Below are 25,937 nucleotides of genomic sequence, written 5' to 3' on the forward strand. Positions count from 1 at the left end.
AAAAGCTTGCGCGAACCGGGCTTCGGCAGCGCCAGGCGCGATTTTATGCAGCGCAGGTAGGATGCCGGCGCGCGCGTATAATCGCGCTCTTCCGGACCCGGCCTCACTGGAGTCGACCGCAGTGCGCACACGTATCCTCATCGTCAGCCCCGCCCGTGCGCGGGACAACAACGGCAACTGGCAGACCGCCAGCCGCTGGGCGCGTTTCCTGCGCGGACGCTACGAGGTCGCCATCGCCGGCCACTGGAGCCCAGCCGATCCGGCCCCGGACCTCCTGATCGCCCTGCACGCGCGCCGCTCCGCCGCCTCGCTGGCGGCCTTCTCCCAGGCCCACCCGGAGCGCCCCTCGGTGCTGGTGCTGACCGGCACCGACCTGTACCGCGACATCGAGGACTCGCCCGAGGCCCAGGCCTCGCTGGCGCACGCGGGCGCCATGGTGCTGCTCCAGGAGGCCGGCCTGTCCCGCCTCGCGCCAGCGCTGCGCGCCAAGGCGCACGTGATCCACCAGTCGGCGCCTGCTCTGCGGCCCTGGCGGCCGCCCGCGACGCGGCGCCACCTCGACCTGTGCATGATCGGCCACCTGCGCGCGGAAAAAGATCCGCTGACCTACATGCGCGCCGCCGCACTGGTCCAGGACCCGCGCGCGCGCCTGCTGCACATCGGCGGCGCCCTCGATCCGGCGCTGGGCGAGGCCGCCCAGGCCGCCATGCTGGCCACGCCGCGCTACCGCTGGCTGGGCGCCCTGCCCCACGCCGAGGCGCGCCAGCGCCTCAAGCGCTGCCACGCGATGGTGATCGCCTCCCGGATGGAAGGCGGCGCCAACGTGATCATCGAGGCGGTGACCTGCGGCGTGCCAGTGCTGGCGTCCCGCATCGAGGGCAATCGCGGCATGCTGGGCGAGGACTACGCCGGCTATTTCGATCCGGGCGACGCCGCGGCGCTGGCGCGCCTGATCGAGCGCAGCATCGCCGACGCGCCCTTTTACGACACCCTGCGCCGCCAGTGCGCCGCCCGCGCCCCGCTGTTCGCGCCGCAGGCCGAGCAAGCGGCGCTGCGCGACTTGGTGGATAATCTGCTGCGCAGCGCGCACGAACAACCCGAGAACCAGGAACAGACATGAGCACCAGCGACCAACCCATCAAACTCACCTCCTTCTCCCACGGCGGCGGCTGCGGCTGCAAGATCGCGCCCGGCGTGCTGGCCGAGATCCTGCAGAAGTCGAGCGGCTTCCCGGTGCCGAAGGAGCTGATGGTGGGCATCGAGACGGCGGACGACGCCGCCGTCTACAAGCTCAACGACGAGCAGGCCCTGATCGCCACCACCGACTTCTTCATGCCCATCGTCGACGATCCCTTCGACTTCGGCCGCATCGCCGCCACCAACGCCATCTCCGACGTGTACGCGATGGGCGGCACGCCGATCATGGCCCTGGCCCTGGTCGGCATGCCGATCAACAAGCTGCCGCTGGAGACCATCGGCCAGATCATCCGTGGCGGCGAATCGGTGTGCGCCGAAGCCGGCATCCCGATCGCCGGCGGCCACACCATCGATTCGGTCGAGCCGATCTACGGCCTGGTGGTGATGGGCCTGGTGCATCCCTCCAAGGTCAAGCGCAACGCCGACGCCAGGGCCGGCGACCTGCTGGTGCTGGGCAAGCCGCTGGGCGTGGGCGTGCTGTCGGCGGCGCTCAAGAAGGACGTGCTGGGCGCCGAAGGCTATGCCGCCATGATCGCCAACACCACCAAGCTGAACAAGCCGGGCCGCCTGCTGGCCGACATGCCGGGCGTACACGCCCTGACCGACGTGACCGGCTTCGGCCTGCTGGGCCACCTGCTGGAACTGGCGCGCGGCGCCGGACTGTCGGCCCAGCTGGACATGGGCGCCGTGCCGCTGCTGCCCGGCGTGCTGCAACTGGCCCACGACGGGTATTTCACCGGCGCGTCCGGCCGCAACTGGGACGCCTATGGCAAGGACGTGGCGCTGGACGCCGGCATCAGCGACGCCCAGCGCGCCCTGCTGACCGACCCCCAGACCTCGGGCGGCCTGCTGGTCTCCTGCGATCCGGGTTCGGTGGACGCGGTGCTCGACCTGTTCCGCCGCGAAGGCTTCGGCGAGGCCGCCGTGATCGGCCGCATGGAAGCCGGCTCGCCGGGCGGGCGCGTGCGCGTCGCCTGAGTCAGGGCAGCAGCGCTTCCAGCCGGGCCGCGACGAGCGCGGCCTGCTCGCCGTCCTGGTAGCCGCGGTAGCGCCGGGCGAAGTCCTGCGCCACCGCGCGATGGCGCGCCCCACCGAGCAGCGCGCGCACCATCCCGTCCCAATCCCGCCCCTGCCCCGCCGCCGGGGCGAACTCGCGCGCATTGATGCCGGCGCCAAGCTGGCGCACACGGCGCGCCAGCAGAAAGCTTTCCGCCGAATGCGGCAGCAGCAGCGCCGGCACGCCGCCCAGCAGCGCGCGCGTCACGCTGGCCTCGCCTGCCATGCCGACGAACAGGGCGCAATCCTCGAATGCCCGCCGCAGCGCCACCGGCGCATGCGCATAGCGCAGCGCCGCATGCGTCAGCGGCGGCGGCTTGCCCGCGGCGACCGCCGGCATGTAGCACAGCACCCGGCAACCCTGGCGCAGCAGCGCCGCCAGGCAGTCGGGCTGCTCGGGCGCGGGCTGGGGAAAATAGACGAATGCGCGCGGGCCCTGGCCGCCGGGCCAGTCCGGAGCCACGCCGGTATCCGCAGGCAAATTCGGTCCCAGCCATTCGGTCGTCGCCGTGCGGCCGTAGTGATCGAGTTCCGGCCAGGTGCACAGCAGGGTGTCGTCGCCGCGCAGCAGGTCGCAGGCGTGGGCGAGCGGCGCGGCGCTTTGCTCGTCCAGCACGGCGTTGGCGCTCGCCAGCAGGCGCGCCTCGGCCGCCGCCAGGCGCGCGGGCGCGACCTCGCCCTGCAGCGCGAACTGGGGCAAGGGCGCGGCGGCGGGCGGCACCGAAAAGCCGGGGCCGACGGCGGCGCTGCGCAAGCCCAGGCTGCGCGCGGCCAGCAGGGCCGTCGGTGCGTAGTCGGCCACGATCAGGTCGGGGCGGTCGCGCTCGAACAGCGCGCGCCAGCCGCCGCACAGGCCGGCCAGGCCATCGGGATCGAGATAGCCGCAGCCGAGCAGGATCTCGGCCAGGCTGGCCGGCTGGGGCGGCAAGCCGGATACCGAATGCAGCCACAGCGGCGCCTGCAAGGCTGGCAGCCCAAGCTCGGCCAGCAGCCTGCGCGGCAGCACCAGGTCGCGCAGGACCAGGCTCACGCGGTGCCCGCGCGCGATCAGGGGAAGCGCCAGCGCGCGGATGCGGCCCGCGTGTCCCAGGCCGCCGCCCAACTCCCAGCAGAATGAAATGTGCGCCATGGCCGGCAGTGTAACGCAGCGCCGCGGCTGGCGGCTTAGCGCGGCGCAGGCGCCGGCACCTGGACGCTGACGTGGGATGGATAGCGCGCCGAACGGTAGATGCGGTGGGTCGCGACCCGGAAGTCGCCCGCCTTGGCCTCGAAGATGTTGGGCACGAAGGTCTGCGGATTGCGGTCGATGAGCGGGAACCAGCTGCTCTGCACCTGCACCATGATGCGGTGGCCCTTGCGGAAGGTGTAGTTCTGGGTGTGCAGGCTGAAGGGATAGGCGAGCACCGCGCCCGGCGCGATCGCCTCCGGCTGCTCGAAGCTGCGGCGGTAGCGCCCGCGAAAGACTTCGCTCGATACCATCAGCTGGTAGCCCGACATCGCCCAGTTGCTGCTCATGTGCTCGGGATAGACGTCGATCAGCTTGACCACCCAGTCCGCGTCGCTGCCGGTGGTGGAGGCGAACAGCTGGGCCTTCACCTCGCCGGCGATGGTGAGGTCGGCCTCGAGCGGCGCGCTTTCCCAGCTCAGCACGTCCGGCCGTCCGTCGACGAAACGCTGGTCTTCCACCAGCCAGGTCGACCAGCCCGAGCCGCCCGGGAAGTAGGTCGCCTGGATCGGCCGCTGCCGGTAGGGCACGGGGTGGGCCGGATCCGACAGGTAGCTGTCGAAGCGCGCACCCTCTTCCCTGGGCGGAGCGAAGGACAGGCTGCGCTCGGGGCCGAAGTAGAGCCTGCGGGTCTCGAGGCCGCTCTTCGGCGGCCAGGCGTCCCAGCGGCGCCAGCGGTTGCTGCCGGCTTCGAAGGTCAGGGCCTCGGGCAGGTCGAGCGTGCCCCGGTCCTTCAGGTGGTAGGCGAACCAGGGCACTTCGATCTGTTCGCGGTAGTACTTGGCGGTGGCGCTGTCGAAGCCGATCGCGCCGAGCGAGTCGCCCTGCCCGAAGCGCGCGCCACCGTGCTTCCAGGGGCCGACCACCAGGCGGTTCAGGCCGCGCCGGTCGCGCGCTTCCAGGGTCTGGTAGATCTTCATCGGCCCGTAGAAATCCTCCTGGTCCCACCAGCCGGCCACGTTCAGCGTCGGCACCTTCACCTCCTGCACCTGGCTGGCGAAGGCGCGCCGCTTCCAGAAGCCGTCGTAGTCCGGGTGGGCCGCGAAATCGTTCCAGGTCGCGATCCTGTCCCCGAAGACCCGCTGCTTCACGGTGGACAGCGGGCCCAGGCCCAGGTACCAGGTGTAGGTGTCGTAGCGGTCGAAGGGGAACTGGGCGCTGCCCTTCCCGCTTTCCATCATATAGGCGTACTCGAAGCCATAGCTCAGGCGGAAGGCCCCGTTGTGGAAAAAGTCGTCGCCCATCCACATGTCGGCCGGCGAGGCCATGGGGGCGATGGCCTTGAGTGCCGGGTGCGGTTCGAGGCTGGCCATGACGGCAGTCCAGCCCAGGTAGGAATTGCCGAGCATGCCGACCCGGCCGTTATTGTCGGGCACGTTCTTCAGCAGCCAGGCGATGCTGTCCCAGGCGTCGGTGCCCTCGTCGAGGGCCTGGTGGTCGCCCGCCGTGCGCGCCGGGCGCAGCATGAGGAATTCGCCTTCCGAGCCGAACTTGCCGCGCAGGTCCTGGAACACCACGATGTAGCCGTCCTCGCCCAGTTCCTTGTAGCGGGTCGCCAGCGCCTCGGCGGAATCGTCGATGCCATAGGGCGTGCGCAGGAAGAGGAAGGGCAGCGGCTCCTTGTGGTTCCTAGGGACGAAGATCCGGGTTCGCAATCGTACGCCGTCGCGCATGGGGACCATCTCCTCGCGCATGGTCCAGGGCTGGGCGCGCGAGCCGCCCGGCTGCGCCGTCTGCAAGCTGGCAGCGCCCCGCTCCTGCGTCCCCTCCTGCGCCCATGCCGAGCCGGAGACCAGGCCTAGGGCCAGGGCCAAGGCCGAGGCCGAAGCAAGAAGGATGGGTGACACGGTGCTGTCGCGGTAGGTCATGGACGTCTCCGGTAGCGGTCGAAGCGGCATATTTTCATATTTGGAAAAATATGCGCAAACAGAAATATATGCCATCCGGCGCAAACCGCAAAGCGATTTCGACGCGGCCCGAGGGCGCGAGCACGCCCTGCTGGCGACCCGAGGGTGCCGGCAAGGGCGAAAGAGCGGACGCCGGAATAGTTTGGCCCGGCGATTGAGGGGACTAGTTGTGAATGTACTTGGCGAACACGTCGCTGAAATCGCGCTTGGTATAGGTGTCGAGCATGGCCGTATTCAGGGCCGACAGCAGCTCACCGTAGTGGCTCACCAACCCGCCCTCGGCCGAGGCGATGTTGAGCTTGTGCACCGAGGCCGTGGCCTCGAGCGCGCGCAGGGCGTTGTCGCGCGCCACCTCGTCGCGCTTTTGCTGCTTGCCGATGGTGATCAAGGCCTTGTAGATGTCCTTGAGCTGTTCGATATAGGACTTCTTGACGTCGATCGAGAACGGCGTGCCGTCCAGGCTGAACTTGAGTTCGATGTCCATGTCCAGCGTGCCCGCCGTCTCGATGCTGACTTTTGAAATGTAGTGAGAGGAATATTCGTAGCGCTTGATCGAGCGCTTCGAGGACACCGCCGAGTCGCCGTCGACGTGGATCAGCGCCAGGTTGGTGAAGCAGTACTCGTCCTTCTTGCTCTTGATGAGAAAAAAGATCTGCTCGCCGTCTTCGCTGAACAGGTAGTCGTCGGCGTCGACCTTGTTGTAGTCCGCGGGCCCGACGATGACCCCGATGTCGCTGATGCCCAGTGCTTCCGCCGCTAGTTTCTTGAACATGAACGCCCCCTTGTCGAAAGCACTCACCTTAGCACTCCTGGATGAGAAAACAATCTCCCAAGCGCGGGCCCGCCAGGCCTCATGCAGCCAGCATGAAGAGGCCCGGGTCGCGCTCCGGATGGCTGGCGTCCGGATCGATGTCGAGCGGCGCGCCGTCGACGCTGATGCGGGCGCCCAGCGACTGGATCAGGTCGTAGCGCATGGCCTGGGCATAGGCCTGGCTGCCGCAATAGCCGCGCGACTGGGCCAGCCAGCTCAGGGCCGCCAGGCCGCGGTCGACCATGGCGCCGCAGCACAGGCCCGAACCGTACACCCCGATGCGGTAGCCCGCCGCGCCATTGAGCGCCGCGCGCAGGGCGCCGAAATAGTCCGCGATCGGGCCGTCGACGTCGGCCCGGCTGGCGTCGTAGTCGACCGCGAAATAGATCGCGCTGCCGGGCGGCTGTCCGAGCGCGCGCGCCTGGCGCAGGGCGTCGCTGGCGTCCTGCAGGCCTTGCTGGCGCGAGAAATAGCCGGCGTGGGTGCCGGCGCTTTCCCATACCGCCCCGAGGCGCAGGCCGGCGCCGCACAGGCTGCGCGCCTCGGCGGGGCCGAGGTTCTTGGCCGTGTCGTGGCTGTAATAGCGGATCACGAAGTCCATGCCCTGCGCACGCAGCGACGCGGCATGGCGGCCCACGTCGAGCGCCGTGTCGAAGCCCTGGAGTACCGCCATGCCCTCTCCCCTTCCCTCGGCTTGGCTGCGGCTCAGCCGTGCGGCGCCGGCGCCGGGATGGGCGTGGCGTTGTTGCCGCCGTTGGCGATGATGGGCTTCATCGTCATGTTCTTGCTGAACATGTCGAGGATCATCTTGATACCTTCGGGAATGGGTTGCTGCTCGGCCTTCACCTCGACATGGTACTTGGCGTCGTTGCTCTTCTGGTAGGTCTGCTTGTCCGAATTCGACTGGGAATTGTCGTGCGAGACCGAGCCCTTGACCTCGACCGAGAAGCAGCCCCAGCTCGCCTTGGCGTCGAAGGAACCCTGTTCCTGGGTGTGCGAGGACGATTCGGCGTCGGTTTCGTGGGTGTAGCTGGACTTGACCTCCATGTCGAAGCTGACGTCCACCGAGGTCACCGCCAGCGAGGGGATGGGCACCATGGTGATCAGGGGGAAGTCGACGTTCAGCTGGGAGTTGGCGGTGCTGACGCTGCCGTCGGCGCCGATCACGGGCTGGCTCTGGCCCATGGCGATGGTGGCGGTGATCGGCGTGTAGGTGATGTTGCCGCTGGCGTCGCGGGTCTGGTTGAAGCCGGTGTTCAGGATGTACTGGGTCTGGGTCATCGCCAGGCCCTGCTGCGCGCTCGCGGCGGCCTGCAGCGGCCCGCCGATGAGGGAATCCATCGGCAAGCCGGAAAATTGCTGGGCCATGCTGACCAGGCCGCCATCGATGCTGTCTGCCATGTTCGTCTCCTTTGCGGTTGGGTGCGGGAAGACCATCCCGCGGTGGGCCGCCGCCCGGAGTCTGCGCGGCAGAAGGGTTCGAGCCAAAACCGTCGAAAACCGAGGAGCGTTTGGTGGTACGCGCAAGCCAATAGCGAGACTATTGGCGCCGCGCGTAGCGCCAAACGCTACCGGTTTCTCGGCGGTTTGGGCCGAACTTCCTTCTGCCGCGCAAACTCCTATGTAGGCAGCTGCGCGTTCAGTACTTTTTCGTACGCGCCGACCAGGCGCGCATAGCCGGGCGGCAGCTCGCCGGCCTGGACCACGATCTTGACCTCGGCGCTGTGCGGGCCGCGGTGTCCGAGATTGACCAGGATGTCGGGCGGCAGGTCGGCTTCGCCGCGCGCGGCTTCGGGCGACAGCGGCGCGGCAAACGAGAAGTCGAGGGTGGTGAGTAATTCCACCCGCTCGATCGCGTGGCTGCGCAGGGGCAGCAGGGTAATCAGGGGGACCTGCACCTCGCGCTGGGCGACGCTGACCTGGCCGTTGCGGCTGGTTTCGTGCGGCACCCTCAGCACCACGCTGCGCGGTTCCCACTGGCCTTCGGGGAAGCGCAGGTCCGCCGGCTGGCCCGGCGCCGGCGTGAAGTACTGGGCCAGCTCTTCCATGTGCTGAGTGGCGACGCTGCGGTGCGCGTCGACCACCGCGCGCTTGATCCCGGCCAGCAGGCCGCCGAGTTTGATCGACATCGCGCGTCAGTCGTGGCGCTGGTCGCGGCGCGGGGTCTGGCCCAGGCCGTCGATGTGCAGGTGGCCGAGGCGGAAGGACGGCTCGCCCTCCTCCCCCGCGGCGCCGGCACGGCCGTCGCGGCCGTGCACCCAGTCGGGGGCGCGCACCCGCGCGGGCTTGCGCAGCGCGATCACGGCGGCGCTCACCGCCAGCATCACCAACACCAGCACCGTCAGCGCCAGTGCGACCGGCAGCGGCAGGATGACAGCTTCGAGAGGGTCCATGGCGTTCCTTTCAGCGTGGCTTGCGCGCCCGCCTGAGCCGGCGCAAGACCTTACTCTGCCATTGCCTTGGAAATGGGAAATTGATTAAACGCAATCACGGCTGGGTCGAGGCGCGCACGCCGGGAGACGCGCCGGCCTGGACACCGACGCGCTCGTACTCGGCGATGGTCTGGGCACCCAGCAGCAGCAGGGTCGCCGCGATCTCGAGGCTGAACATGACCACGATTGCCGTGGTCATCGAGCCGTACACCAGGTTCACCTGGGACACCGTCGAGAAATACCAGACCAGCACGTGGCGCGCCAGCTCCCACAGCAGGGTCGCGGTGACCCCGCCGATCAACGCGTGCCAGACCGAGAGTCGGCCCACCGGCATCACCAGGTAGATCGAGGTCAGCACCAGGATCTCGCCCATCAGCCCGAGCAGGTAGAGCAGCACGCCCGAGACGCCGTCCAGCGACCATTCGAGCCCGAACAGCCACACGCTCTCGGTGCCCATCACCTGCAGGGTGCCGGCCACCAGCGAGACGATCATGATGCCCAGGCCCAGGGCCAGGATGTAGCAGTAAGGCAGCACCGCCGACACCAGGAAGTGGCGCCGCCGCACCGCGGCCCGGTGCACGAAGATCACGCTCATGGCGTTCTCCAGCACCGTGAAGGCGAGCGAGCTGAAAAACAGCATGGTGACCGCCAGCACCCAGGTGATGATGGGCCGGTTGGCGAGGAAGTTCGCGACCTCGGCCACGATCGAGCGCGACTGGCCCGGCACCAGCAATTCCAGGTAGCGGCGCAGGGTTTCGATCAGTTCGGCCTGGTCGAGGAAGTGCGAGAGCACCACCACCACCAGCATCAGGAAGGGCACGATCGACAGCAGCGCGTAGTAGGCGACCGCGCCGGCCAGCAGCAGGCCCTGGTTGGCGCGAAAACCGCTCAGGACCTGCAGGGCGAAGGCCAACGGGTGCGAGACGATGTAGGCGTTGGCGCGGTGGTCCAGCAGGCGCGTGCGCCAGTCCCGCCGACGGCTCATCGGGCCAGCCTGATCCCGGTGAACTGCCAGCGCGCTCCGGCCGGGAAGAAGTTGCGGTAGCTGGGCCGCGCATGGCCTGCGGGCGTGGCGCAGGAGGAGCCGCGCAGCACGTACTGGTTGACCATGAACTTGCCGTTGTACTCGCCGATGGCGCCCGGCGCCGGCGCATAGCCCGGGTAAGGCGCGTAGCTGCTGCTGGTCCACTGCCAGCAGGCGCCGAACATCTGCTGCAGGCCTGCGCCGTCGGCGGCGTCCGGATGCAGGCCGGGGGCCCCGAGGGCCGCCTGGCGCGCCGCGAATTCCCATTCGGCCTCGGTCGGCAGGCGCGCCCCGCGCCAGCGTGCGTAGGCGTCGGCCTCGTAGAGCGAGACGTGGGTGACCGGACGCGCCGGGTCGAGGGGCTGGACGCCGTGCAGGGTGAATTCCTGCCAGATCCCGTCCTGCTCGACCCAGTACAGGGGCTGGACGATCTCGCCGGCGCACACCTGGTCCCAGCCCTCGGCCAGCCACAGCGCCGGATCGCGGTAGCCGCCGGCTTCGACGAATTCGAGGTATTCGCCATTGGTCACCAGGCGCGAGGCCAGCGCGAAGGGCGCGAGGTAGGTACGGTGGCGCGGCAGCTCGTTATCGAAGCAGAACGCGCGGCCGCCGTAGCCGATCTCGGCCAGGCCGCCCGCGAAGCCGATGAACTCCAGGGCCGGCGGCGTGGCCGCGCGGGCCAGCGGCTCGGGCGCGTAGGCGGGATACAGCGGGTTCTGGGCCAGCAGGTGCTTCAGGTCGGTGAGCATCAGTTCCTGGTGCTGCTGCTCGTGCTGCAAACCGAGCACCAGCAGCGCGCCCAGGCCGGCGACCTGCTCCGTCTCGAGCAGGCGCGCCATGCGCCGGTCGACCTGCTCGCGGTAGGCCCTCACCTCGTCCAGCGAAGGCCGGGTCAGCAGGCCGCGGCGCGGACGCGGATGCTTGGCCCCGACCCCGTTGTAATAGGAATTGAAGAGCACCCGGAAAGCCGGATGGAAAGGCGCGAAGTCCTGCTCGCGCGGCTCGAGGAGGAAGGTCTCGAAGAACCAGGTGGTGTGCGCCAGATGCCATTTGACCGGACTGGCGTCGGGCATCGACTGGGCGCAGCAATCCTCCGCCGAGAGCGGCGCGGCGATCTGCAGCGAGCGCGCGCGCACCGCCGCATAGGCCTGGGCCAGCTCCGCATGCGCCGGGGCGCCGAAACCTGCGGCCCCCATCGTCAGGCCGCCTGCGCGTGGATGACCGCGAACCAGCGCTGCGGGTCGGTCCAGACCCGGGTCGCCTCGAAGCCCGAGCGTTCCAGCAGCGCGATGGCGTCGGCCTGCTGGTACTTGTAGCTGTTCTCGGTGTGGATCCGCTCGCCGGCCGCGAAACGGCGGCTGCCGCCGCGCCAACGCACCTCCTGGGCGGTGCGCGCTTCCAGGTGCATCTCGACCCGGCCGCGTTCCGGGCGGTAGAAGCCGTGGTGGCGCCACTGGCGGATGTCGAAGTCGGCGTCCAGCAGCGTGTTCACGTGGCGCAGGATGTTCAGGTTGAAGGCGGCGGTCACCCCGAGGGCGTCGTCATAGGCGGCATCGAGCACCGCCTTGTCCTTGGCCAGGTCGATCCCGATCAGCAGGCCCCCGTCAGGGCCGCACTGGGCGCGCAGGCGGTCCAGGAAAGCCCGGGCTTCCTCGGGGTTGAAGTTGCCGATCGAGGAGCCGGGGTAGAAGAACAGGCGGCGCTCCTGGCGCACCTGGGGCGGCAGCTCGAAGCGCTGCGAGAAGTCCATCCCCAAGCCTTCCATGCGGATCTGGGGAAAGCGCTGGCGCAGCCGCCCCAGGGCCTCGCACAGGAATTCGGTCGAGATGTCGACCGCCACGTACTGGGCCGGCTGCAGCAGCGGGAACAGGCTGGCCGCCTTGGCGCAGTTGCCCGCCCCCAGGTCGACCAGGGTGGCGTTTGCGCCCGCCGCGCGCGCGATCTCGGCGCCGTGGCGCTCGAAGATGCTAGCCTCGGTTCGGGTCGGATAGTACTCGGGCAGTTCGCAGATCGCCTCGAAGAGCTTCGAGCCGAGCGAGTCGTACAGGAACTTGGGGGAGATCCAGGCCTCGCGCGCCAGCAGGCCGGCGTGCAGCTCGCCCGCCACGTGGGCGTTGGCGACCGGCGCGTCGCTGCTGGTGGGATGGTCGGTCGTGCAGGATGTCAGCATAAGGTTTATCATTCGTGCCGCCACGCCGCACCATGCGAGATGGCCAGGAAGTATTGCAGGATTTGCTACGAGGTTTTGCTATCATAAGCGGATTCGCGCGAGCACGCCGCGCGCTCGCGCCCAAGCGTGCTCTCCCCCGGAATACATTTCCCTAACTCAAAAAAAATAGCCACCATGACCCTGTCCATCCGTCGTCGATTCCTGAAAACCGGCCTGTTCGCAGCCAGCCTGCTGTTGTCGGGCGCCGCCCTGGCCCAGAGCAGCAGCGGCGTGCTGCGCGTCTCGGCCATTCCGGACGAAGCCCCGACCGAGCTGCAGCGCAAGTTCAAGCCGCTGGGCGAATACCTGGCCAAGGCCACCGGCCTGAAGGTCGAGTTTACCCCGGTGACCGATTACGCTGCTTCTGTCGAAGGGTTGATTAATCGCAAGATCGACATGGTCTGGTTCGGTGGCTTCACCTTCGTCCAGGCCAACGTGCGCAGCAAGGGCCAGGTCACCCCGCTGGTGCAGCGCGCCGAGGACGAGAAGTTCCGCTCAGTCTTCATCACCACCCAGCCGGGCATCACCAAGCTGGAAGACCTGCGCGGCAAGACCCTGAGCTTCGGTTCCGAGTCCTCGACCTCGGGCCACCTGATGCCGCGTTCCTTCCTGCTGGCCGCCAAGGTCAACCCGGACACCGACCTCAAGCGCGTGGCCTTCTCGGGCGCCCACGACGCCACCGTGGCCGCGGTCGCGGGCGGCAAGGTCGACGCCGGCGCGCTCAACATCTCGGTGTGGGAGAAGCTGGTCGAGGCCAAGAAGGTCGATCCGAAGGAAGTGCGGGTGTTCTACACCACCCCGGGCTACTACGACTACAACTGGACCGTGCGCAGCGACATGGATCCGGCCCTGAAGAAGAAGATCACCGACGCCTTCCTGGCCCTGGACGAGTCGACCCCGGAAGGCAAGCAGATCCTGGAACTGCAGCGCGCCACCCGCTTCGTGCCGACCAAGACCGCGAACTACGCCGCGATCGAGGCCGCCGCGCGCAACGCCGGCCTGCTGAAGTAATCCACCACCGCTGAGGCCATGGCGACTTTCCGGCTCCAGGGACTGACCGTCCGCCACCTCGCGGGCGACAGGTCGGTCGCCCTCGACGCGCTCGACCTCCAGGTCGAGGCGGGCGAGCAGCTCGCGCTGATCGGTCCCTCGGGCGCCGGCAAGACCACCCTGCTGGCCACCCTGGCCTGCGCCCACCGCCCCGCCGCCGGCGCCTTCGAGGTGCTGGGCCAGGACCCCTGGCAACTGGCCGAGGACGAGCGCCACCGCCTGCGCGCGCGCCTGTTCCTGGCGCCCCAGACCCCGCCCCTGCCGCCGCGCCAGCGCGTGGTGACGGCGGTGCTGGCGGCGCGCCTGCCGCGCTGGGGCCTGTGGCGCGCCCTGGCCTCGCTGGTCAAGCCGAGCGATCCCGACGCCGCCCACGCGGCCCTGGCCCGCTTCGGCCTGGGCGACAAGCTATACGCCCGGGTCGACCGCCTCTCCGGTGGCGAGCGCCAGCGCTGCGGCCTGGCGCGCCTGATGCTGTCCTCGGCCGAAGCCCTGCTGGTGGACGAGCCGATTTCCGCCCTCGACCCGCTGCTGGCGCGCCACACCCTGGCCACCCTGCGCGAGGAAGCCACGGCGCGCGGCGCGACGCTGGTGTGCAGCCTGCACCAGGTCGACATGGCGCGCGAGAGCTTCCCGCGCCTGGTCGGCCTGCGCGACGGCCGCATCGTGTTCGACGCCCCCAGCAGCGAGGTCAGCGATGCCATGATCGCCGAGCTGTACGCCAACGAACGGGTCGAGCCGACCGCGCCTAACGCGCACGAAACGCCCGACCGGCTGGCCGTCGGCGCCTGCTACTGATGGCGGTCGCGCACCCCGATCCGGCCTGGCGCCCGCGCCTGGCCGCCGCGGCCGTGTTCGTGGCCGTGCTCTGGCCGCTGCTGGCGGCCAGCGAATTCAAGCCCTGGCTCCTGTTCGACCCGCAAAGCCTGCGCGCGGCCGGCATGTTCCTCAAGGACTTCCTGACGCCTTCGCTGGAACCCGAGTTCCTGGCCCTGGTGCTGCGCGAGACCTGGATCACGGTGGCGATCGCCACCGCCGGCCTGTTCCTGGCCCTGCTGGGCGCGGTGCCGGCCACCATCGTGATCACCGAGAAGCTGTCGATCTCGCGCCTGGGCACGGGGCGCACCCGCCTGCCGGCGGCCCTGTTGCGCCAGGCGGTGCGCTGGGTGCTGATCGTCCTGCGCAGCATTCCCGAACTGGTATGGGCCCTGCTGTTCGTGCGCATCGTCGGCCTCGGGCCGACCGCCGGCGTGCTGGCCATCGCCCTGTCCTATGCCGGTATGCTGGCCAAGGTCTACGCCGAGATCCTCGAGTCGAGCGACGCCCACGCCACCGACACCCTGCTGGCCGGCGGCGCCGGGCGCGTCCCGGCCCTGCTCTACGGCGCCCTGCCCGAATCCAGCGCCGAGCTGGTGTCCTATACGGTGTACCGCTGGGAGTGCGCGATCCGCGGCTCGGCGGTGATGGGCTTCGTCGGCGCCGGCGGCCTGGGCCAGCGCCTGGACGAATCGACCAAGATGATGGCGGGCGGCGAAGTCGCCACCATGCTGCTGGTCTTCGTGCTGCTGGTGGCACTGGCCGACGGGGTCTCCAAGCTGCTGCGCCGGAGGCTGGGATGAGCCGCCCGAGCCTGCCGCCTCCGCCGCCGCGCGCCTGGGGCACCCTGCTGCTGCTGGCCGGCCTGGGACTGCTGGTGGTGGCCAGCTTCCTCACCCTCGACCTGCAGTGGCGCGCCTTCTTCACGCCCGAGGCCCTGGATTCGGCGCGCGAATTCCTGCTCGGTTTCGCGCCGCCCGAACTCGACCCGGCCTTCCTGCGCAAGTGCTGGAACGCCCTGCTCGAGACCCTGGCCATGTCGGCGGTCGGCACCCTGCTCGCGGCCGTGGCCGGGCTCGTGCTGGCCCTGCCCGCGGCCGGCCGCCTGGGGCCGGTGGCGCGGCCGCCGATGCGCATCGTGCTGAACGTGCTGCGTTCGGTGCCGGAACTGGTCTGGGCCGCCGTGCTCCTGATCGCGGCCGGCCTGGGGCCGCTGGCCGGCACGCTGGCGCTGGCCCTGCACACCAGCGGCGTGCTGGGGCGCCTGTTCGCCGACGCGCTGGAAAACGTCGAGCCGCTGCCGGAAGCCAGCCTGCGCGCCAACGGTGCGCCGGCCCTGGCCGCATTCTTCTACGCTACCCTGCCGCAGGCGCTGCCGCAGATGCTGTCCTATACCCTGTACCGCTGGGAGAACAACATCCGCGCGGCGGCGGTGCTGGGCGTGGTCGGGGCCGGAGGCCTGGGCCAGATGCTCAAGTACCACCTGTCGCTGTTCCAGATGCAGAGCGCGGCCACGGTCGTGGTGGCGATGCTGCTGCTGGTAGCCTTCGTGGACGGCATCAGCTTCCTGCTGCGGCGCTCCCTGACCCGCTGAGACCTATTCCGATGCTCGAACTCGACCAGCTCAGCAAGTCCTACGGCGGCCGCACCGTGCTGGCCGGGCTGTCGCATGTGTTCGAGGCCGGCGAGTTCGTGGCCATCATGGGCGAATCGGGGGTCGGCAAGTCGACCCTGCTGAACCTGATCGCGGGCCTGGACACGCCCGATTCGGGGCGCGTGATCGTGGACGGCACGCCGATCTCCAGTCTCGACGACGACGCCGCGACCCGCCTGCGCCGCACCCGCATGGGTTTCATCTTCCAGGCCTTCCACGTGCTGCCCCACCTGAGCCTGCGCCAGAACGTGGCCCTGCCCCTGGTGCTCAACCGCGCCCCGCTCGAGCGCGCCGACGCCATGCTGGAGGCGGTCGGCCTGGGCGGGCGCGGCGCCGATTTCCCGCGCCAGCTCTCGGGCGGGGAGATGCAGCGGGTGGCGATCGCGCGCGCCCTGGTGCACCGCCCGGCCCTGCTGCTGGCCGACGAGCCGACCGGCAACCTGGATCCGGAGACCGCCAACGGCATCCTGCAACTGCTGCGCCGCGAGACCCGCGCCAATGGCGCCGGCGCCATCATGGTTACCCACTCCCACGCCGCGGCCGCCATGGCCGACCGCACCCTGCTGCTGACACGTTCCGGATTGAAATTAGCGTAAGTTCCGCGAAGAAAGCCGGCGTTTCATTCTTGTTTGTTAAATAGCGTGCGTAGCGTCTGACGCACTCGTAGTACTATCACAACGACCCGCCATTCTCATACCCCTAAACAAGAGGCTGGGCACTTCCAGAACCGGTCGATCTGTCTTGAATCCATGCGTCCATTTATGGAGATTCGCCATGAGCGTACGACAGAAAAAACAGGAAATGCTCGCCGCGATGCACCGGGCCCGCGCCCTGGAACCGTCGAGCTTCGTGCCCAACCCGCTGCTCGACACCCTGATCGAACGCATGCAGCTCAAAAACGACGCCGAGCTGTGCCGCGTGCTCGAAGTGCAGCCGCCGATCATCAGCAAGATCCGCCACCGCAAGCTGAACGTGGGCGCGACCATCCTGCTGCGGATGCACGAGAAGTCGAATATTCCGATCCGGGAGTTGAAGGAGTTGACCAATGCGGCGAGGGACGTGCATTAGGGCAAGTCGCTAAGTCGCTACCCCCTGAACGTCATTCCCGCGCAGGCGGGAATCCAAGTTTCACGCGCAGTCGAGACGCATACAAACTTGGATTCCCGCCTGCGCGGGAATGACGTATTGGGGGCGCGGGTCTCGTATTGAGGACGCTGGTCTCGTATTGAGGACGCGGGCCTCTTACTGAGGACGCGGGTCTCGCATTGAGGACACGGGCCTCGTATAGAGGACACGGGCCTCGTATTGGGGACACGGGACTTGTAGGGGAAACGCGAACCTAGGCGGCGGGAGGCCGCCCGGTCTTCAATTGCGGCAAGGCTCCCAGCACCGTTTTGAGGGTCGCCACATCCAGCTGTCCCAGCAAGGCCACGCCGATGCGCAGCAGTTCGCTTTTCTTGACGTCGATCCCGGCCCGCAGGCAAGCCTGCTTCACTTCGGCCAGCACCGCGTACTCCTGCTCCGGCATGGTGAAGCTGTCGCGCACCAGCACCGGACGCGACTCGAGCGTCGCGTCGCGCACCGGCGCCGCCGCCGGCGCCTTGCGCACGGGTTTTTTCGCAGGGGCTTGAGCCAGGGTCCTGGCCGCGGCCTTGACGGCCGACTTCACGCCGGCCTTGGCCGGCGCCGTGCTCTTCGCCGGCGCGCTTCTCACCGCCGCTTTCCTCGCCGGCGCGCTCTTGGGCGCGCTGGTCTTCGCCGGTTTGGCCGGGCTGGCGGCCGTCTTCCTCGGCATGTGCTGCTCCATCGTTCAAAGGGCAAACAATATAAACGATTTGCGCTTCGAACGGTAGGTGCGCACGCTAGGCGCGGGCCAGCTCCTGTTCCTCGGCGTCGTCTTCCGCGTCGCGGTAGGTCTGGGCGATGCGCGCGAAATCCTCCTCCACCGCGAAGAAGGCGTCCAGCACGTCAGGGTCGAAATGGGTGCCGCGCCCCTGGCGCATGATCTCGAGCGACTGCGCATGGGTGAAGGCCGGCTTGTACACGCGGCGCGAGATCAGCGCGTCGTAGACGTCGGCCACCGCCATCAGGCGCGCCGAGACCGGGATGTCGTCGCCGCTCAGGCGCTCCGGGTAGCCGGTGCCGTCCCACTTCTCCTGGTGCGAATGGGCGATCTCGCGCGCGAACATCAGGAAGCGGTTGCTGCCGCCGATCTGCTCCTCGACCAGCATGATGGTGTCGCGTCCGTAGGCCGCGTGCAGCTTCATGACCTCGAACTCCTCCGGATCGAGCTTGCCCGGCTTGCGCAGGATGCTGTCGGGGATCGCGACCTTGCCGATGTCGTGCAGCGGCGCCGATTTGTACAGCAGCTCGATGGTCTCGTCGCTGAGCTTGTCGGCGAAGCGCGGATGGCCGCGCAGCTGCAGCGCCAGTGTGCGCATGTAGTGCTGCACCCGGCGGATGTGGTTGCTGGGGTTGTCGAAGTCATGGTCGCGCCGCTCGGCCATCGAGGCCATGGCCATGATGATCGCTTCCTGCATCAGCATCAGCTGGGCGGTGCGCTGCTGCACCATGCGCTCCAGCACCTGGTTCTGGTCTTCCAGCAGGCGGCGCGCGGCGCGCAGGGTCAGGTGGGTGGCCACGCGCGCGAACAGGATGGGCGGGCTGATCGGCTTGCCCAGGTAGTCGACCGCCCCCACCGACAGGCCCATGGCCTCGTCCTCGACCTGGTTCTTGGCGGTCAGGAAGATCACCGGGATGTCGGCCGTGGCCGGATTGGCCTTGAGCTGGCGGCAGGTCTCGTATCCGTCCATGCCCGGCATCATGACGTCGAGCAGGACCAGGTCGAGGTCGGGCGACGACGCCGCGATCTGCATCGCGGTGCTGCCGTTGTTGGCCACCTTGGTGTGATACTTGTCCTTGAGCAGGCGCGACAGGAGCATGATGTTGTCGGGCGTGTCGTCGACGATCAGGATGGTCGGCTTGTCCTTGAGTGCGGCGTTCATAGGTGTTCTGCGGTGTCGGGTGCGGGCTTGCCCGGGGTGGTGGACGCCGCCTGCTCGAGCAGCAGGCGGGCTTCCTCGAATTCGTAGCGCGACAGGTGGGTCTCGAGGCGCGCCAGCGCGGCGGCCGGCAGCACGCCCGCCAGCGCGCAGCGCACGCTGTCGAAGTAATCGGTGGCCTCGCCCGAGAACTCGGCCAGCAGGGCCGAGAGCTGGGCGACGGCGGCGGCCGCGTCCTGGCCGGGGTCGCAGGGCGGCGCGGCGGCCGGTGCGCGCGCGCCGGCGCTGGCGAAATGGCGGTCGAGCGCGGCCATGACGCTGGCCAGCGCCTTTTCCAGCGCCACCGCGGCGCGCTGCAGGGCCGGGCCGTCGGCCCCGCCGCGGCGCGCCTGCTCCTCGACCTCCTGGGCCAGGGCCTGCACCTCGCGCGCGCCGATGTTGCCGCACACCCCGCGCAGGGTGTGGGCGCGGCGCGCCGCCTGGTCCAGGTGGCCGGCGCCGAGGTCGGCGCGAATGCAGCTGCCGGCGTCGCGCTGCGAGTCGCGCAGGCGGTCCAGCAGTTCCAGATACAGGGCGGCATTGCCGCCCACGTTGCGCAGGCCGAAGGCGGTGTCGATCCCGGTCAGGTTGGGCAGCTCGGCCAAGGGCGCGCCCGTAGCCGCCGGCGCGGAGCGGGCCGGCATGCCCTTGCCCAGCCAGCGCGCCAGGGTGGCGTACAGCTTCTCGGGGTCGACCGGCTTGGTGATGTAGTCCTGCATGCCCTCGCGCAGGCAGCGCTCGCGGATCTCGGCCAGCGCGTGCGCGGTCATGGCGATCACCGGCAGCTCGTTGAAGCGCGCGTCCTTGCGCAGCTCGATGGTGGCGGCGTGGCCATCGAGCTGGGGCATCTCGAGGTCCATCAGCACCAGGCGGTAGGCGCCGGGGCCGTTCAGGTGCAGCTTGTCCAGCGCCTGGTGGCCGTTGGCGGCGACGTCGACGTCGATGCCCTGGGCCTCGAGCAGCTCGCGCGCGATCTGCTGGTTGACCAGGTTGTCTTCGACCAGCAGCACGCGCGCCGCATGCTGGCTGGCGCGCGCCACGCTGGCGCCGCCGGCGTCGAACTGGGCGCGCGCGAACAGGCCGGCCAGCGCCTCGGCCAGCGCCGACTGCACGAAGGGCTTGAACAGGACGCCGTTGACGCCCGCCGCCTCGGCCTCGGCCTGCACGCCCTCGCGCCCGAAGGCGGTGACCAGGATGCTCAAGGGCTGGCTGCGCAGGTCGGGGTTGTCCTTGATCCGGCGCACCAGCTCGATGCCGTCCATGCCCTTCATGCCGCAATCGGTCAGCACCAGGCGATAAGGCATGCCGGCGGCGTCGGCGGCGGCGATCGCGCCCTCCGCCTGGCGCCCGTCGGAACAGCACTCGACCCGCAGCGGCAGCACCGCCAGCGACTCGCGCAGCACCGCGCGCGCCAGCGCGCTGTCGTCCACCACCAGCACGCGCGCCCCGGCCAGTTCGGGCGGCACGCGCAGGCTGACCTCCTGCTCGCCGGAGAGCGCGAAATCGAGGTCGAAGTGGAAGGTCGAGCCCACGCCCGGCGCGCTCTCGACCGCGATGCAGCCGCCCATCAGGCCGACCAGCTGCTGCGAGATCGACAGGCCGAGGCCGGTGCCGCCGTATTCGCGGGTGGTCGAGCCGTTGGCCTGGCTGAAGGCGCGGAACAGCTTGGCCTGCTGCTCCTCGCCGATGCCGATGCCGGTGTCGCGCACCGCGAAGCGCAGGCGCACCTTGCCGGCCGGCGCGCCTCGCAGCGGGATGCAGGACAGCTGGAGTTCGCCCGAGGGGGTGAACTTGACCGCGTTGTTGACCAGGTTGATCAGGACCTGCCCCAGGCGCAGCGGGTCGCCGACCAGCTGGCGCGGCACCGCGTGCGGGACGTGGAACAGGTATTCGAGCTGCTTGTCCGCGGCGCGCTGGCTGGTCACGCTGGCCACGTTGGCCAGCACCTCGTCGAGCGAGAACGGGACCTGCTCGACCTCGAGCTTGCCGGCCTCGATCTTGGAGAAGTCGAGGATGTCGTTGATGATCCCCAGCAGCGACAGGGCCGCGCGGTGGATCTTGCCGACGTAGTCCTGCTGCTTGGGATTGAGGTCGGTGCGCAGCGCCAGGTAGGCCATGCCGATGATCGCGCTCATCGGGGTGCGGATCTCGTGGCTCATGTTGGCCAGGAACTCGGACTTGGCCACGTTCGCCGCCTCGGCGCGCAGGTTGGACTGGGTCAGTTCCTCGGTGCGGGCCGCGATCTTCTGCTCCAGGTCTTCGTTCAGTTCGCGCAGCTGCTGCTCGATGCGGCTCTTCTCGCGCAGCAGGCCGTTGGTCACCTGCTCGGCCTGGCGCAGCCGGTTCAGGGTGTCGCGGAAGCTGCGCACCGCCGAGGACAGGCGCCCCACCTGGTCGCGCCGGCCGATGCCGGACAGGCGGATGTCGGTCTCGCCGCGCGCCAGCTTTTCCAGCGATTCCTGGATGTCGGCGAAAGGCTGGGACATGCGCCGGCCGACCACGAACACGCAGGCCACGATGGCCAGGGTCAGCAGGATGTTGGCGGCGGCGGTGTGGATGATCTGGTGGCGCAGGTCTTCGTCGATCTGCTGGCGCGAGAAGGCCAGCTCGATGGCCCCGACCGGATAGGCGCGGCTGCCGTCGTTGTAGGTGATGCGGCGGCGCACGCGCACGGCGGCCTCGCCGTTGTCGCGGTTGCCCAGCGCCGCCAGCAGGCTGCCGTCCGGGGCCAGCACGCGCAGGGTCTGGACCTCGGGCGTGGCGCCCAAAGCGTCGACCACCGAGGCGACGGCGGCGCTGTTGATGTCGAACAGCGGGCGCGCCAGCGCGTGCGAGAGCACCGTGGCCTGGCGCTCGACCCGCTCCTGCAGCCGGGTGTCGGCCTCGACCCGCAGGCTGTGCAGGGTGTAGGTGGTGTAGACCCCGGTCGACAGGGCCACGGCCAGGACGATACCGGCGCCGAGCCGGAACACGATGTTCTGGCGCCAGTTCTCGACCAGGCGGCGCGGCAGCAGGCGCACGCGGCGGCGCCGGCCGTTAATCTCGGCCCCCGGGCGCACGCCCCGCGCGCTCGCCGAGCAAGGCCTGCTCGCGCTTGCGGTAGGCGGCGCTGGCGCGCGCCTCGCCGATCGCGTCCCACAGGCGCGCGGCCAGCTTTGGCTGGCTGGCGACGAAGGCGTGCGAGAGCACCAGGTAATAGGGTTTCTCGATCAGCGGCGCCGGCAGCACTTCGAGCTGGGCGGCGATCGGGCCGCGCAGCAGGCGCTTGGCGTCGCCGCCGCCGAGGGCGGCGCCGGCCAGGCGGCCCGCGATCAGCTTCTGCGCCAGCTCGTCCGAGCGCTGGCTGCCCTCGTCCACCGGCACGCCGCGCGAACGCAGGAAGTCGGCCACCGAATAGCCGAGCTGCACGCCGATGCGGCCGTCGAGGTGCTTGAACTCCTTGCCGTCCCAGTCCAGGCGGCTGCCGCGGCGGCGCACCAGCACGTAGGTGTCGACATGCATGCGCTTGGACGGATCGGCGCTGGCGCCGCCCGGATAGGCGCCGAGGTCCATGCGCTCGCGGTTGAAGCTGACGGCGAAGGCGCCGTTGACCTGGTTGGCCTTGAGCTGTTCCAGGCAGCGCTTCCAGGGCATGCTCTGGTAGTCGAAGCTGACGCCGGTGCGGCGCGCGACCTCGGACAGCAGCTCGAAATTCAGGCCGCCGCCGTCCAGGGTGCGCCAGGGCGGCACTTCCTGGCGCTCGAAGCACAGGGTCACCGTGCCCGGCGCCGCAGCCTGGGCCAGGCCGGACCAGGCGGCGAGGACGACGACGAGGAGGCGCTGCGGAAGGCTCATGCCGGGCAAATGTGGTTGAACATACAAGAGTTGAAGTATGCCACCATAAATTGCTTAGCAACAGCAAAATGCGCGCGACGTCACCGCGGCGCGACACCGCAGGACCCGCGCGCACGATTGCCCCGGCGATGACTGCCGGCCGCGCCGGCCACCCCGGCCGGCCCTGTATGATGGCGGATCGCGCGCCGAGGATGGCGCGCCCCGCTTTCACATTCAGCTGGAGTATGTATGCTTATTGTCACCCACGGGGGCAAGTTCCACGCGGACGACGCCTGGGCCGTCGCGGTATTGCTGGTCCTGTTTCCCGATGCCGAACTGGTGCGCACCCGCGACCCCGCCATCATCGAGGCGGGCGATTTCGCGATCGACGTCGGCGGCGTCTGGGACCCGGACACTGGCCGCTTCGACCACCACCAGAAGGGCTTCGACGGCGCGCGCCAGAGCGGCGTGCCCTATGCCAGCGCCGGCCTGGTGTGGCGCACCTGGGGCGCGCGCTGCGTGGCGGCGCTGGCCCGCGCCCACCTGGGCAGGGACCTGGACGAGGACACCGCCCAGCAGATCGCCTATGCGATCGACGCCGACATCGTCCAGTACCTCGACCTCTCGGACGTGGGGGCGGCCAAGAACGCGCCCGGCGGCTACGGCCTGTCGGCGGTGATCTCGGGCTACAACCCGGGCTGGATGGACGAGCAGCGCCTGGGCTATGGCGAAGAGGCGGAAGCCTATCGCACGGCCCAGTTCCGGCGCGCGATGGCGGTGCTGACCGACATCCTGGTCAACGCCGTCAAGTACCGGGTCGGCGCCCTGCTGGCGGTGGCCCAGGTGCGCGAGGCCCAGGTGCTCGAAGATGGGCGGGTGCTGTTCCTGGCCAACGGCGCCCTGCCCTGGTCCTCGGTGGTGCGCAAGGAAATGCCCAAGGTGCTGTTCGTGATCAGCCATAACGTGGCCGAGCAACGCTACATGATCCATACGGTGGGCGTGAGCCCGGACAGCTTCGAGGCGCGCGCCGACCTGCCGCAGGCCTGGGCCGGGCTGCGCGACGCCGAGCTGGCGGCGGTGACCGGGGTGGCGGACGCCGGCTTCTGCCACAACGGCCGCTTCATCGCGGCCGCCAGGTCGTATGAAGGGATCAGGACCATGGCGCGCCTGGCGCTGGAGGAAGTGGACCGGCTGGCGGTCTCCGCGGCCTAGCCGCGCTTCCAGCTCAGGCCAGGCTGGCCGCCTCCAGCGCGCGGCGGTGCAGGTCCCACATCGCCCCCACGCGCAGGCCGGCGTGCACCGGCACGATCTCCTTCACCCCCAGCTCGTCCATCATCCCGATCAGGAGCGCCAGCCCGCCCGCCAGGTGCGGCGCCCTGGCCGCCGCCTCCCAGGCCAGGCGCAGCCGCGCCACATGGCCCGCTTCGATGAAGCCGCGCCGCAAGGCCTCGAGGGTCTCGCGCGTGACGGCGCCGGCGCCCTCCCCGCTGTCCTGGGCGATCTCGGACAGGGCGCGCACCGTGCCGCAGGCGCCGTAGGCATGGGTCCAGCCGCCCGCCGCCACGCCCGCGTTGGCGAAGCGGTTGCGGCTCGAGCGCACCGCCGCCTCGAAGCCGGCGGCGTCGATGCGCCCGTCCCCGAAGAAGCTCAGGCTCTGGCGCACCGCGCCCACCGAGAAGGATTCGATGCGCTCGATGTGCGGGCCGCGCCCCAGCACCAGCTCGGTCGAGCCGCTGCCGATGTCGACCACCAGGCGCGGCGCGGCGTCGTCGGCCAGGGTGCTGGCCACGCCCAGGTAGACCAGGCGCCCGGCCTCGTCGCCGGCGATGATCTCGATCGGCCGCCCCAGCGCCTGCTCGGCGGCGGGCAGGAACACCGGCGCGTTGCGCGCCATGCGCAAGGCCGAGGTGGCCACCACGCGCACCGCCTGCGGGCGCCAGGCCTCGAGCGCGCGCCGGAATTCGCGCAGGCAGGCCAGGGCGCGGCGCATGGCCGCGGCGCACAGGAAGCCGTCCTCGTCCAGGGTGGCGGCCAGGCGCACCGGCTCGGCCATGGTCGCCGCCAGCTTCAGGCCGCCCCGCTCGACCCGGCCGACGTGCAGGCGGAAGCTGTCCGAGCCCAGCTCGACGGCGGCGTACAAGGGAGATTCGAAGGAAGAAACCGGGGGAAGCGTCATGGCCGATCCTGCTGTGAAGATGCCGCAGGATAGGCCACGCGCATGACACGCTGATGACGCGGGAATTACACCTCGGCGACCGCCTGGACGGCCTGGGACACGCGGTTGCGCCCGGCCTTCTTGGCCGCCGCCAGCGCCTCGTCGGCGCGCTGGAACAGGGTGGTGGTGGAGTCTTCCGGACGGATGGTGGTGACGCCGAAGCTGGCGGTCATGGAGATCATCGCGCGCTCGCTCTTGACCGGGGTGGCCTCGATGGCGGCGCGGATGCGCTCGGCCACCAGGCTGGCTTCGTCGAGATTGGTGCGCGGCAGCAGGATCGCGAACTCGACGCCCACCAGGCGGCCCAGCATGTCGCTGTCGCGCAGCTGGCGCCGGCACAGCTCGACCACGTGGCGCAGCACGGCGTCGCCGGCCGGGTGGCCGTAGCCGTCGTTGACGCGCTTGAACTGGTCGAGGTCGAGCACCACCAGGGCGGTCGGCAGGCCCGGGCGGCGCGCCAGCGCCATCCAGGGCGCCAGGGCGTTGAAGAAGCCGCGCCGGTTGGGCACGTCGGTCAGCGGGTCCACCACTTCCAGGCGCTGCAGCTCGCGCTGGGCGCGTTCACGCGCCAGCAGCAGCATGCCGAAGCAGTTGGCCAGCATCAGCAGGTAGAGGGCAGCGCTGGACAACTGGCCGAGCAGCTCGTTGGTCAGCCAGCCCCAGCCGCCGGCCAGCACCAGCACGAACAGGCCGCGCGCCGCCACCACCAGGGCCAGCACCGCGGTGACCACGGCCAGGGCGCGCTGCAGCAGGCTGTTGTCGCTCCAGCGCAGGGCCAGCGCGACCGCGCCGGACAGGTAGAAGGCGCCCAGCAGCAGCGAGGCGGCGACCCCGCGCAGGCCCTCCTCGTCGATCAGGTAGCAGACCAAGAAGGCCAGGATCGCCAGCCCGCCCAGCACCAGGGTGGGACGGCGCCAGCCCTCGCGCCCGGCCGCCTGCCAGGACGCCCCGGCCTCGACCGCGACGCCGGCCAGCAGCAGCGCATAGCCGCCCGGCACCGCCAGCGCGGCCGGGACCACGCTGACCGCGCCCAGGGCCAGCAGCAGCCAGGCTCCGCCCTGGATCTGCTTGGACAGGCTCCAGGCGCTCAGCGCCTGGGAGCGCACCGGGCCGGCATCGAAGAAGGTCAGCAGCGCGACCAGGGCCAGGTTGCCCAGCGCCAGGACCAGCACCATGGTGGAGGCGTCCAGCGTGATCATGTCAGTACTCGTGCTCGACGTGGGTGGTGCCGTCGCCGACCTTGCTGGCCCAAGCGCGGGTGAAGTAGTGCTTTTCGTCCTCGCTCGGCGGCTCGTGCCAGAACACGATCAGGTGGCCCTTGTGGTCGTGCAGCTGGGTCAGCTTCTCGACGAAGCGCGGATTGCCGCCGGCGTCGGCCAGGGCCATCGCATACCCATAGACCCGCTGCAGCCTCTCGATCCGGTCCGGTTCGGTGTTGCCGTTGGTGGCGGTGATCGTGGGGTGGTCCAGGAACATGGGGGCGAGGGTCT

At 69.8% G+C, this 25,937-nt stretch carries 26 protein-coding genes; 9 read left to right on the forward strand and 17 right to left on the reverse strand.

All coding sequences use genetic code 11. The annotated features are described in order from the left end of the window. Positions 1-121 precede the first annotated feature (121 nt). The gene (senB, locus tag B0920_RS08905) at positions 122-1,120 is read left to right on the forward strand and encodes a selenoneine biosynthesis selenosugar synthase SenB (RefSeq protein ID WP_229455308.1); all 999 of its coding nucleotides are present in this window, start codon (positions 122-124) and stop codon (positions 1,118-1,120) included. Next, positions 1,117-2,175 (forward strand): selenide, water dikinase SelD, encoded by a 1,059-nt coding sequence (gene selD / locus B0920_RS08910; protein ID WP_078032156.1) that lies wholly within the window; start codon positions 1,117-1,119, stop codon positions 2,173-2,175. Before senB ends, selD begins: the two co-directional genes overlap by 4 nt. Before the next feature lies 1 nt (position 2,176). On the opposite strand, the gene B0920_RS08915 is transcribed toward selD, so the two are convergent. The 10 genes from B0920_RS08915 to egtD form a co-directional block, all read right to left on the reverse strand. Next, entirely contained in the window at positions 2,177-3,382 is a 1,206-nt protein-coding gene (locus B0920_RS08915) for a glycosyltransferase (RefSeq protein WP_143745683.1), read from the reverse strand. Between the two features lie 35 nt (positions 3,383-3,417). Further along, positions 3,418-5,346, reverse strand: a complete 1,929-nt coding sequence (locus B0920_RS08920) for a CocE/NonD family hydrolase (RefSeq protein ID WP_218669346.1) — start codon at positions 5,344-5,346, stop codon at positions 3,418-3,420. Between the two features lie 202 nt (positions 5,347-5,548). Next, positions 5,549-6,157 carry a PH domain-containing protein gene (locus B0920_RS08925; RefSeq protein WP_078032158.1) on the reverse strand — a complete coding sequence of 203 codons (609 nt, stop codon included), beginning with the start codon at positions 6,155-6,157 and terminating at the stop codon, positions 5,549-5,551. A gap of 79 nt (positions 6,158-6,236) precedes the next feature. Next, a complete protein-coding gene (locus B0920_RS08930; protein ID WP_078032159.1) occupies positions 6,237-6,869 on the reverse strand; it encodes a DUF1906 domain-containing protein in 633 nt (210 codons plus the stop codon). 32 nt (positions 6,870-6,901) lie between these two features. After that, positions 6,902-7,597: a DUF2589 domain-containing protein gene (locus B0920_RS08935; RefSeq protein WP_179119125.1), complete on the reverse strand. Its 696-nt coding sequence runs from the start codon at positions 7,595-7,597 to the stop codon at positions 6,902-6,904. A 218-nt stretch (positions 7,598-7,815) separates the two neighbouring features. Then, positions 7,816-8,325: a DUF2589 domain-containing protein gene (locus B0920_RS08940; RefSeq protein WP_078032161.1), complete on the reverse strand. Its 510-nt coding sequence runs from the start codon at positions 8,323-8,325 to the stop codon at positions 7,816-7,818. A gap of 6 nt (positions 8,326-8,331) precedes the next feature. Continuing rightward, the gene (locus tag B0920_RS08945) at positions 8,332-8,589 is read right to left on the reverse strand and encodes a hypothetical protein (RefSeq protein ID WP_078032162.1); all 258 of its coding nucleotides are present in this window, start codon (positions 8,587-8,589) and stop codon (positions 8,332-8,334) included. A 94-nt stretch (positions 8,590-8,683) separates the two neighbouring features. After that, positions 8,684-9,613, reverse strand: coding sequence for a YihY/virulence factor BrkB family protein (locus B0920_RS08950; RefSeq protein WP_078032163.1), 930 nt, complete (start codon positions 9,611-9,613; stop codon positions 8,684-8,686). Continuing rightward, positions 9,610-10,848, reverse strand: coding sequence for an ergothioneine biosynthesis protein EgtB (egtB, locus tag B0920_RS08955; protein WP_078032164.1), 1,239 nt, complete (start codon positions 10,846-10,848; stop codon positions 9,610-9,612). Before egtB ends, B0920_RS08950 begins: the two co-directional genes overlap by 4 nt. A gap of 2 nt (positions 10,849-10,850) precedes the next feature. Next, the gene (egtD, locus tag B0920_RS08960) at positions 10,851-11,822 is read right to left on the reverse strand and encodes an L-histidine N(alpha)-methyltransferase (protein ID WP_229455310.1); all 972 of its coding nucleotides are present in this window, start codon (positions 11,820-11,822) and stop codon (positions 10,851-10,853) included. 174 nt (positions 11,823-11,996) lie between these two features. On the opposite strand from egtD, the gene B0920_RS08965 reads away from it, so the two are divergent. From B0920_RS08965 to B0920_RS08990, 6 genes are all read left to right on the forward strand, one after another. Then, positions 11,997-12,872, forward strand: coding sequence for a putative selenate ABC transporter substrate-binding protein (locus tag B0920_RS08965; protein ID WP_078032166.1), 876 nt, complete (start codon positions 11,997-11,999; stop codon positions 12,870-12,872). An 18-nt stretch (positions 12,873-12,890) separates the two neighbouring features. Beyond that, on the forward strand, positions 12,891-13,706 hold the full coding sequence (locus B0920_RS08970; protein ID WP_078032167.1) for a phosphonate ABC transporter ATP-binding protein: 816 nt from the start codon (positions 12,891-12,893) through the stop codon (positions 13,704-13,706). Continuing rightward, positions 13,706-14,527: an ABC transporter permease gene (locus B0920_RS08975; protein WP_078032168.1), complete on the forward strand. Its 822-nt coding sequence runs from the start codon at positions 13,706-13,708 to the stop codon at positions 14,525-14,527. The genes B0920_RS08970 and B0920_RS08975 overlap by 1 nt, the downstream gene beginning before the upstream one ends. Next, positions 14,524-15,318: a phosphonate ABC transporter, permease protein PhnE gene (phnE, locus tag B0920_RS08980; RefSeq protein WP_078032169.1), complete on the forward strand. Its 795-nt coding sequence runs from the start codon at positions 14,524-14,526 to the stop codon at positions 15,316-15,318. Before B0920_RS08975 ends, phnE begins: the two co-directional genes overlap by 4 nt. An 11-nt stretch (positions 15,319-15,329) precedes the next feature. Then, positions 15,330-15,974, forward strand: coding sequence for an ABC transporter ATP-binding protein (locus tag B0920_RS08985; RefSeq protein WP_078032170.1), 645 nt, complete (start codon positions 15,330-15,332; stop codon positions 15,972-15,974). 178 nt (positions 15,975-16,152) lie between these two features. Beyond that, positions 16,153-16,446 (forward strand): hypothetical protein, encoded by a 294-nt coding sequence (locus B0920_RS08990; protein ID WP_078032171.1) that lies wholly within the window; start codon positions 16,153-16,155, stop codon positions 16,444-16,446. Positions 16,447-16,717: 271 nt separating this feature from the next. Here B0920_RS08990 and B0920_RS08995 read toward each other — a convergent pair whose 3' ends face one another. The 4 genes from B0920_RS08995 to B0920_RS09010 form a co-directional block, all read right to left on the reverse strand. Further along, on the reverse strand, positions 16,718-17,173 hold the full coding sequence (locus B0920_RS08995; protein WP_229455633.1) for a hypothetical protein: 456 nt from the start codon (positions 17,171-17,173) through the stop codon (positions 16,718-16,720). Between the two features lie 67 nt (positions 17,174-17,240). Then, entirely contained in the window at positions 17,241-18,383 is a 1,143-nt protein-coding gene (locus B0920_RS09000) for a two-component system response regulator (RefSeq protein ID WP_078032173.1), read from the reverse strand. Next, complete coding sequence (locus tag B0920_RS09005; RefSeq protein ID WP_078032174.1) at positions 18,380-21,478, reverse strand: hybrid sensor histidine kinase/response regulator; 3,099 nt, start codon at positions 21,476-21,478, stop codon at positions 18,380-18,382. Before B0920_RS09005 ends, B0920_RS09000 begins: the two co-directional genes overlap by 4 nt. Further along, complete coding sequence (locus B0920_RS09010; RefSeq protein ID WP_078032175.1) at positions 21,456-22,253, reverse strand: ABC transporter substrate-binding protein; 798 nt, start codon at positions 22,251-22,253, stop codon at positions 21,456-21,458. The genes B0920_RS09005 and B0920_RS09010 overlap by 23 nt, the downstream gene beginning before the upstream one ends. Before the next feature lie 228 nt (positions 22,254-22,481). Here B0920_RS09010 and B0920_RS09015 point away from each other — a divergent pair, with 228 nt between their 5' ends. Further along, the gene (locus B0920_RS09015) at positions 22,482-23,444 is read left to right on the forward strand and encodes an MYG1 family protein (RefSeq protein WP_078032176.1); all 963 of its coding nucleotides are present in this window, start codon (positions 22,482-22,484) and stop codon (positions 23,442-23,444) included. Between the two features lie 13 nt (positions 23,445-23,457). Here B0920_RS09015 and B0920_RS09020 read toward each other — a convergent pair whose 3' ends face one another. The 3 genes from B0920_RS09020 to B0920_RS09030 form a co-directional block, all read right to left on the reverse strand. After that, on the reverse strand, positions 23,458-24,408 hold the full coding sequence (locus B0920_RS09020; protein ID WP_078032177.1) for a hypothetical protein: 951 nt from the start codon (positions 24,406-24,408) through the stop codon (positions 23,458-23,460). A 65-nt stretch (positions 24,409-24,473) separates the two neighbouring features. Then, positions 24,474-25,646, reverse strand: a complete 1,173-nt coding sequence (locus B0920_RS09025; RefSeq protein ID WP_078032178.1) for a GGDEF domain-containing protein — start codon at positions 25,644-25,646, stop codon at positions 24,474-24,476. 1 nt (position 25,647) lies between these two features. Further along, positions 25,648-25,923, reverse strand: coding sequence for a hypothetical protein (locus tag B0920_RS09030; protein WP_078032179.1), 276 nt, complete (start codon positions 25,921-25,923; stop codon positions 25,648-25,650). Positions 25,924-25,937: the final 14 nt, after the last annotated feature.

This window comes from Massilia sp. KIM (assembly GCF_002007115.1).
Lineage (GTDB): Bacteria > Pseudomonadota > Gammaproteobacteria > Burkholderiales > Burkholderiaceae_D > Telluria.

Coding starts and splice junctions, on each gene's coding strand:
- B0920_RS08985 (WP_078032170.1), top strand. CDS start 15,330: ATGCTCGAACTCGACCAGCTCAGCAAGTCCTACGGCGGCCGCACCGTG.
- phnE (WP_078032169.1), top strand. CDS start 14,524: ATGAGCCGCCCGAGCCTGCCGCCTCCGCCGCCGCGCGCCTGGGGCACC.
- B0920_RS08975 (WP_078032168.1), top strand. CDS start 13,706: ATGGCGGTCGCGCACCCCGATCCGGCCTGGCGCCCGCGCCTGGCCGCC.
- B0920_RS09030 (WP_078032179.1), bottom strand. CDS start 25,923: ATGTTCCTGGACCACCCCACGATCACCGCCACCAACGGCAACACCGAA.
- B0920_RS09015 (WP_078032176.1), top strand. CDS start 22,482: ATGCTTATTGTCACCCACGGGGGCAAGTTCCACGCGGACGACGCCTGG.
- B0920_RS08950 (WP_078032163.1), bottom strand. CDS start 9,613: ATGAGCCGTCGGCGGGACTGGCGCACGCGCCTGCTGGACCACCGCGCC.
- B0920_RS08995 (WP_229455633.1), bottom strand. CDS start 17,173: ATGCCGAGGAAGACGGCCGCCAGCCCGGCCAAACCGGCGAAGACCAGC.
- B0920_RS08915 (WP_143745683.1), bottom strand. CDS start 3,382: ATGGCGCACATTTCATTCTGCTGGGAGTTGGGCGGCGGCCTGGGACAC.
- B0920_RS08930 (WP_078032159.1), bottom strand. CDS start 6,869: ATGGCGGTACTCCAGGGCTTCGACACGGCGCTCGACGTGGGCCGCCAT.
- B0920_RS09010 (WP_078032175.1), bottom strand. CDS start 22,253: ATGAGCCTTCCGCAGCGCCTCCTCGTCGTCGTCCTCGCCGCCTGGTCC.
- B0920_RS08970 (WP_078032167.1), top strand. CDS start 12,891: ATGGCGACTTTCCGGCTCCAGGGACTGACCGTCCGCCACCTCGCGGGC.
- B0920_RS08945 (WP_078032162.1), bottom strand. CDS start 8,589: ATGGACCCTCTCGAAGCTGTCATCCTGCCGCTGCCGGTCGCACTGGCG.
- B0920_RS09000 (WP_078032173.1), bottom strand. CDS start 18,383: ATGAACGCCGCACTCAAGGACAAGCCGACCATCCTGATCGTCGACGAC.
- selD (WP_078032156.1), top strand. CDS start 1,117: ATGAGCACCAGCGACCAACCCATCAAACTCACCTCCTTCTCCCACGGC.
- B0920_RS08935 (WP_179119125.1), bottom strand. CDS start 7,597: ATGGCAGACAGCATCGATGGCGGCCTGGTCAGCATGGCCCAGCAATTT.
- B0920_RS09025 (WP_078032178.1), bottom strand. CDS start 25,646: ATGATCACGCTGGACGCCTCCACCATGGTGCTGGTCCTGGCGCTGGGC.
- B0920_RS08920 (WP_218669346.1), bottom strand. CDS start 5,346: ATGACCTACCGCGACAGCACCGTGTCACCCATCCTTCTTGCTTCGGCC.
- egtB (WP_078032164.1), bottom strand. CDS start 10,848: ATGGGGGCCGCAGGTTTCGGCGCCCCGGCGCATGCGGAGCTGGCCCAG.
- B0920_RS08925 (WP_078032158.1), bottom strand. CDS start 6,157: ATGTTCAAGAAACTAGCGGCGGAAGCACTGGGCATCAGCGACATCGGG.
- B0920_RS08965 (WP_078032166.1), top strand. CDS start 11,997: ATGACCCTGTCCATCCGTCGTCGATTCCTGAAAACCGGCCTGTTCGCA.
- B0920_RS09020 (WP_078032177.1), bottom strand. CDS start 24,408: ATGACGCTTCCCCCGGTTTCTTCCTTCGAATCTCCCTTGTACGCCGCC.
- B0920_RS08940 (WP_078032161.1), bottom strand. CDS start 8,325: ATGTCGATCAAACTCGGCGGCCTGCTGGCCGGGATCAAGCGCGCGGTG.
- egtD (WP_229455310.1), bottom strand. CDS start 11,822: ATGCTGACATCCTGCACGACCGACCATCCCACCAGCAGCGACGCGCCG.
- B0920_RS08990 (WP_078032171.1), top strand. CDS start 16,153: ATGAGCGTACGACAGAAAAAACAGGAAATGCTCGCCGCGATGCACCGG.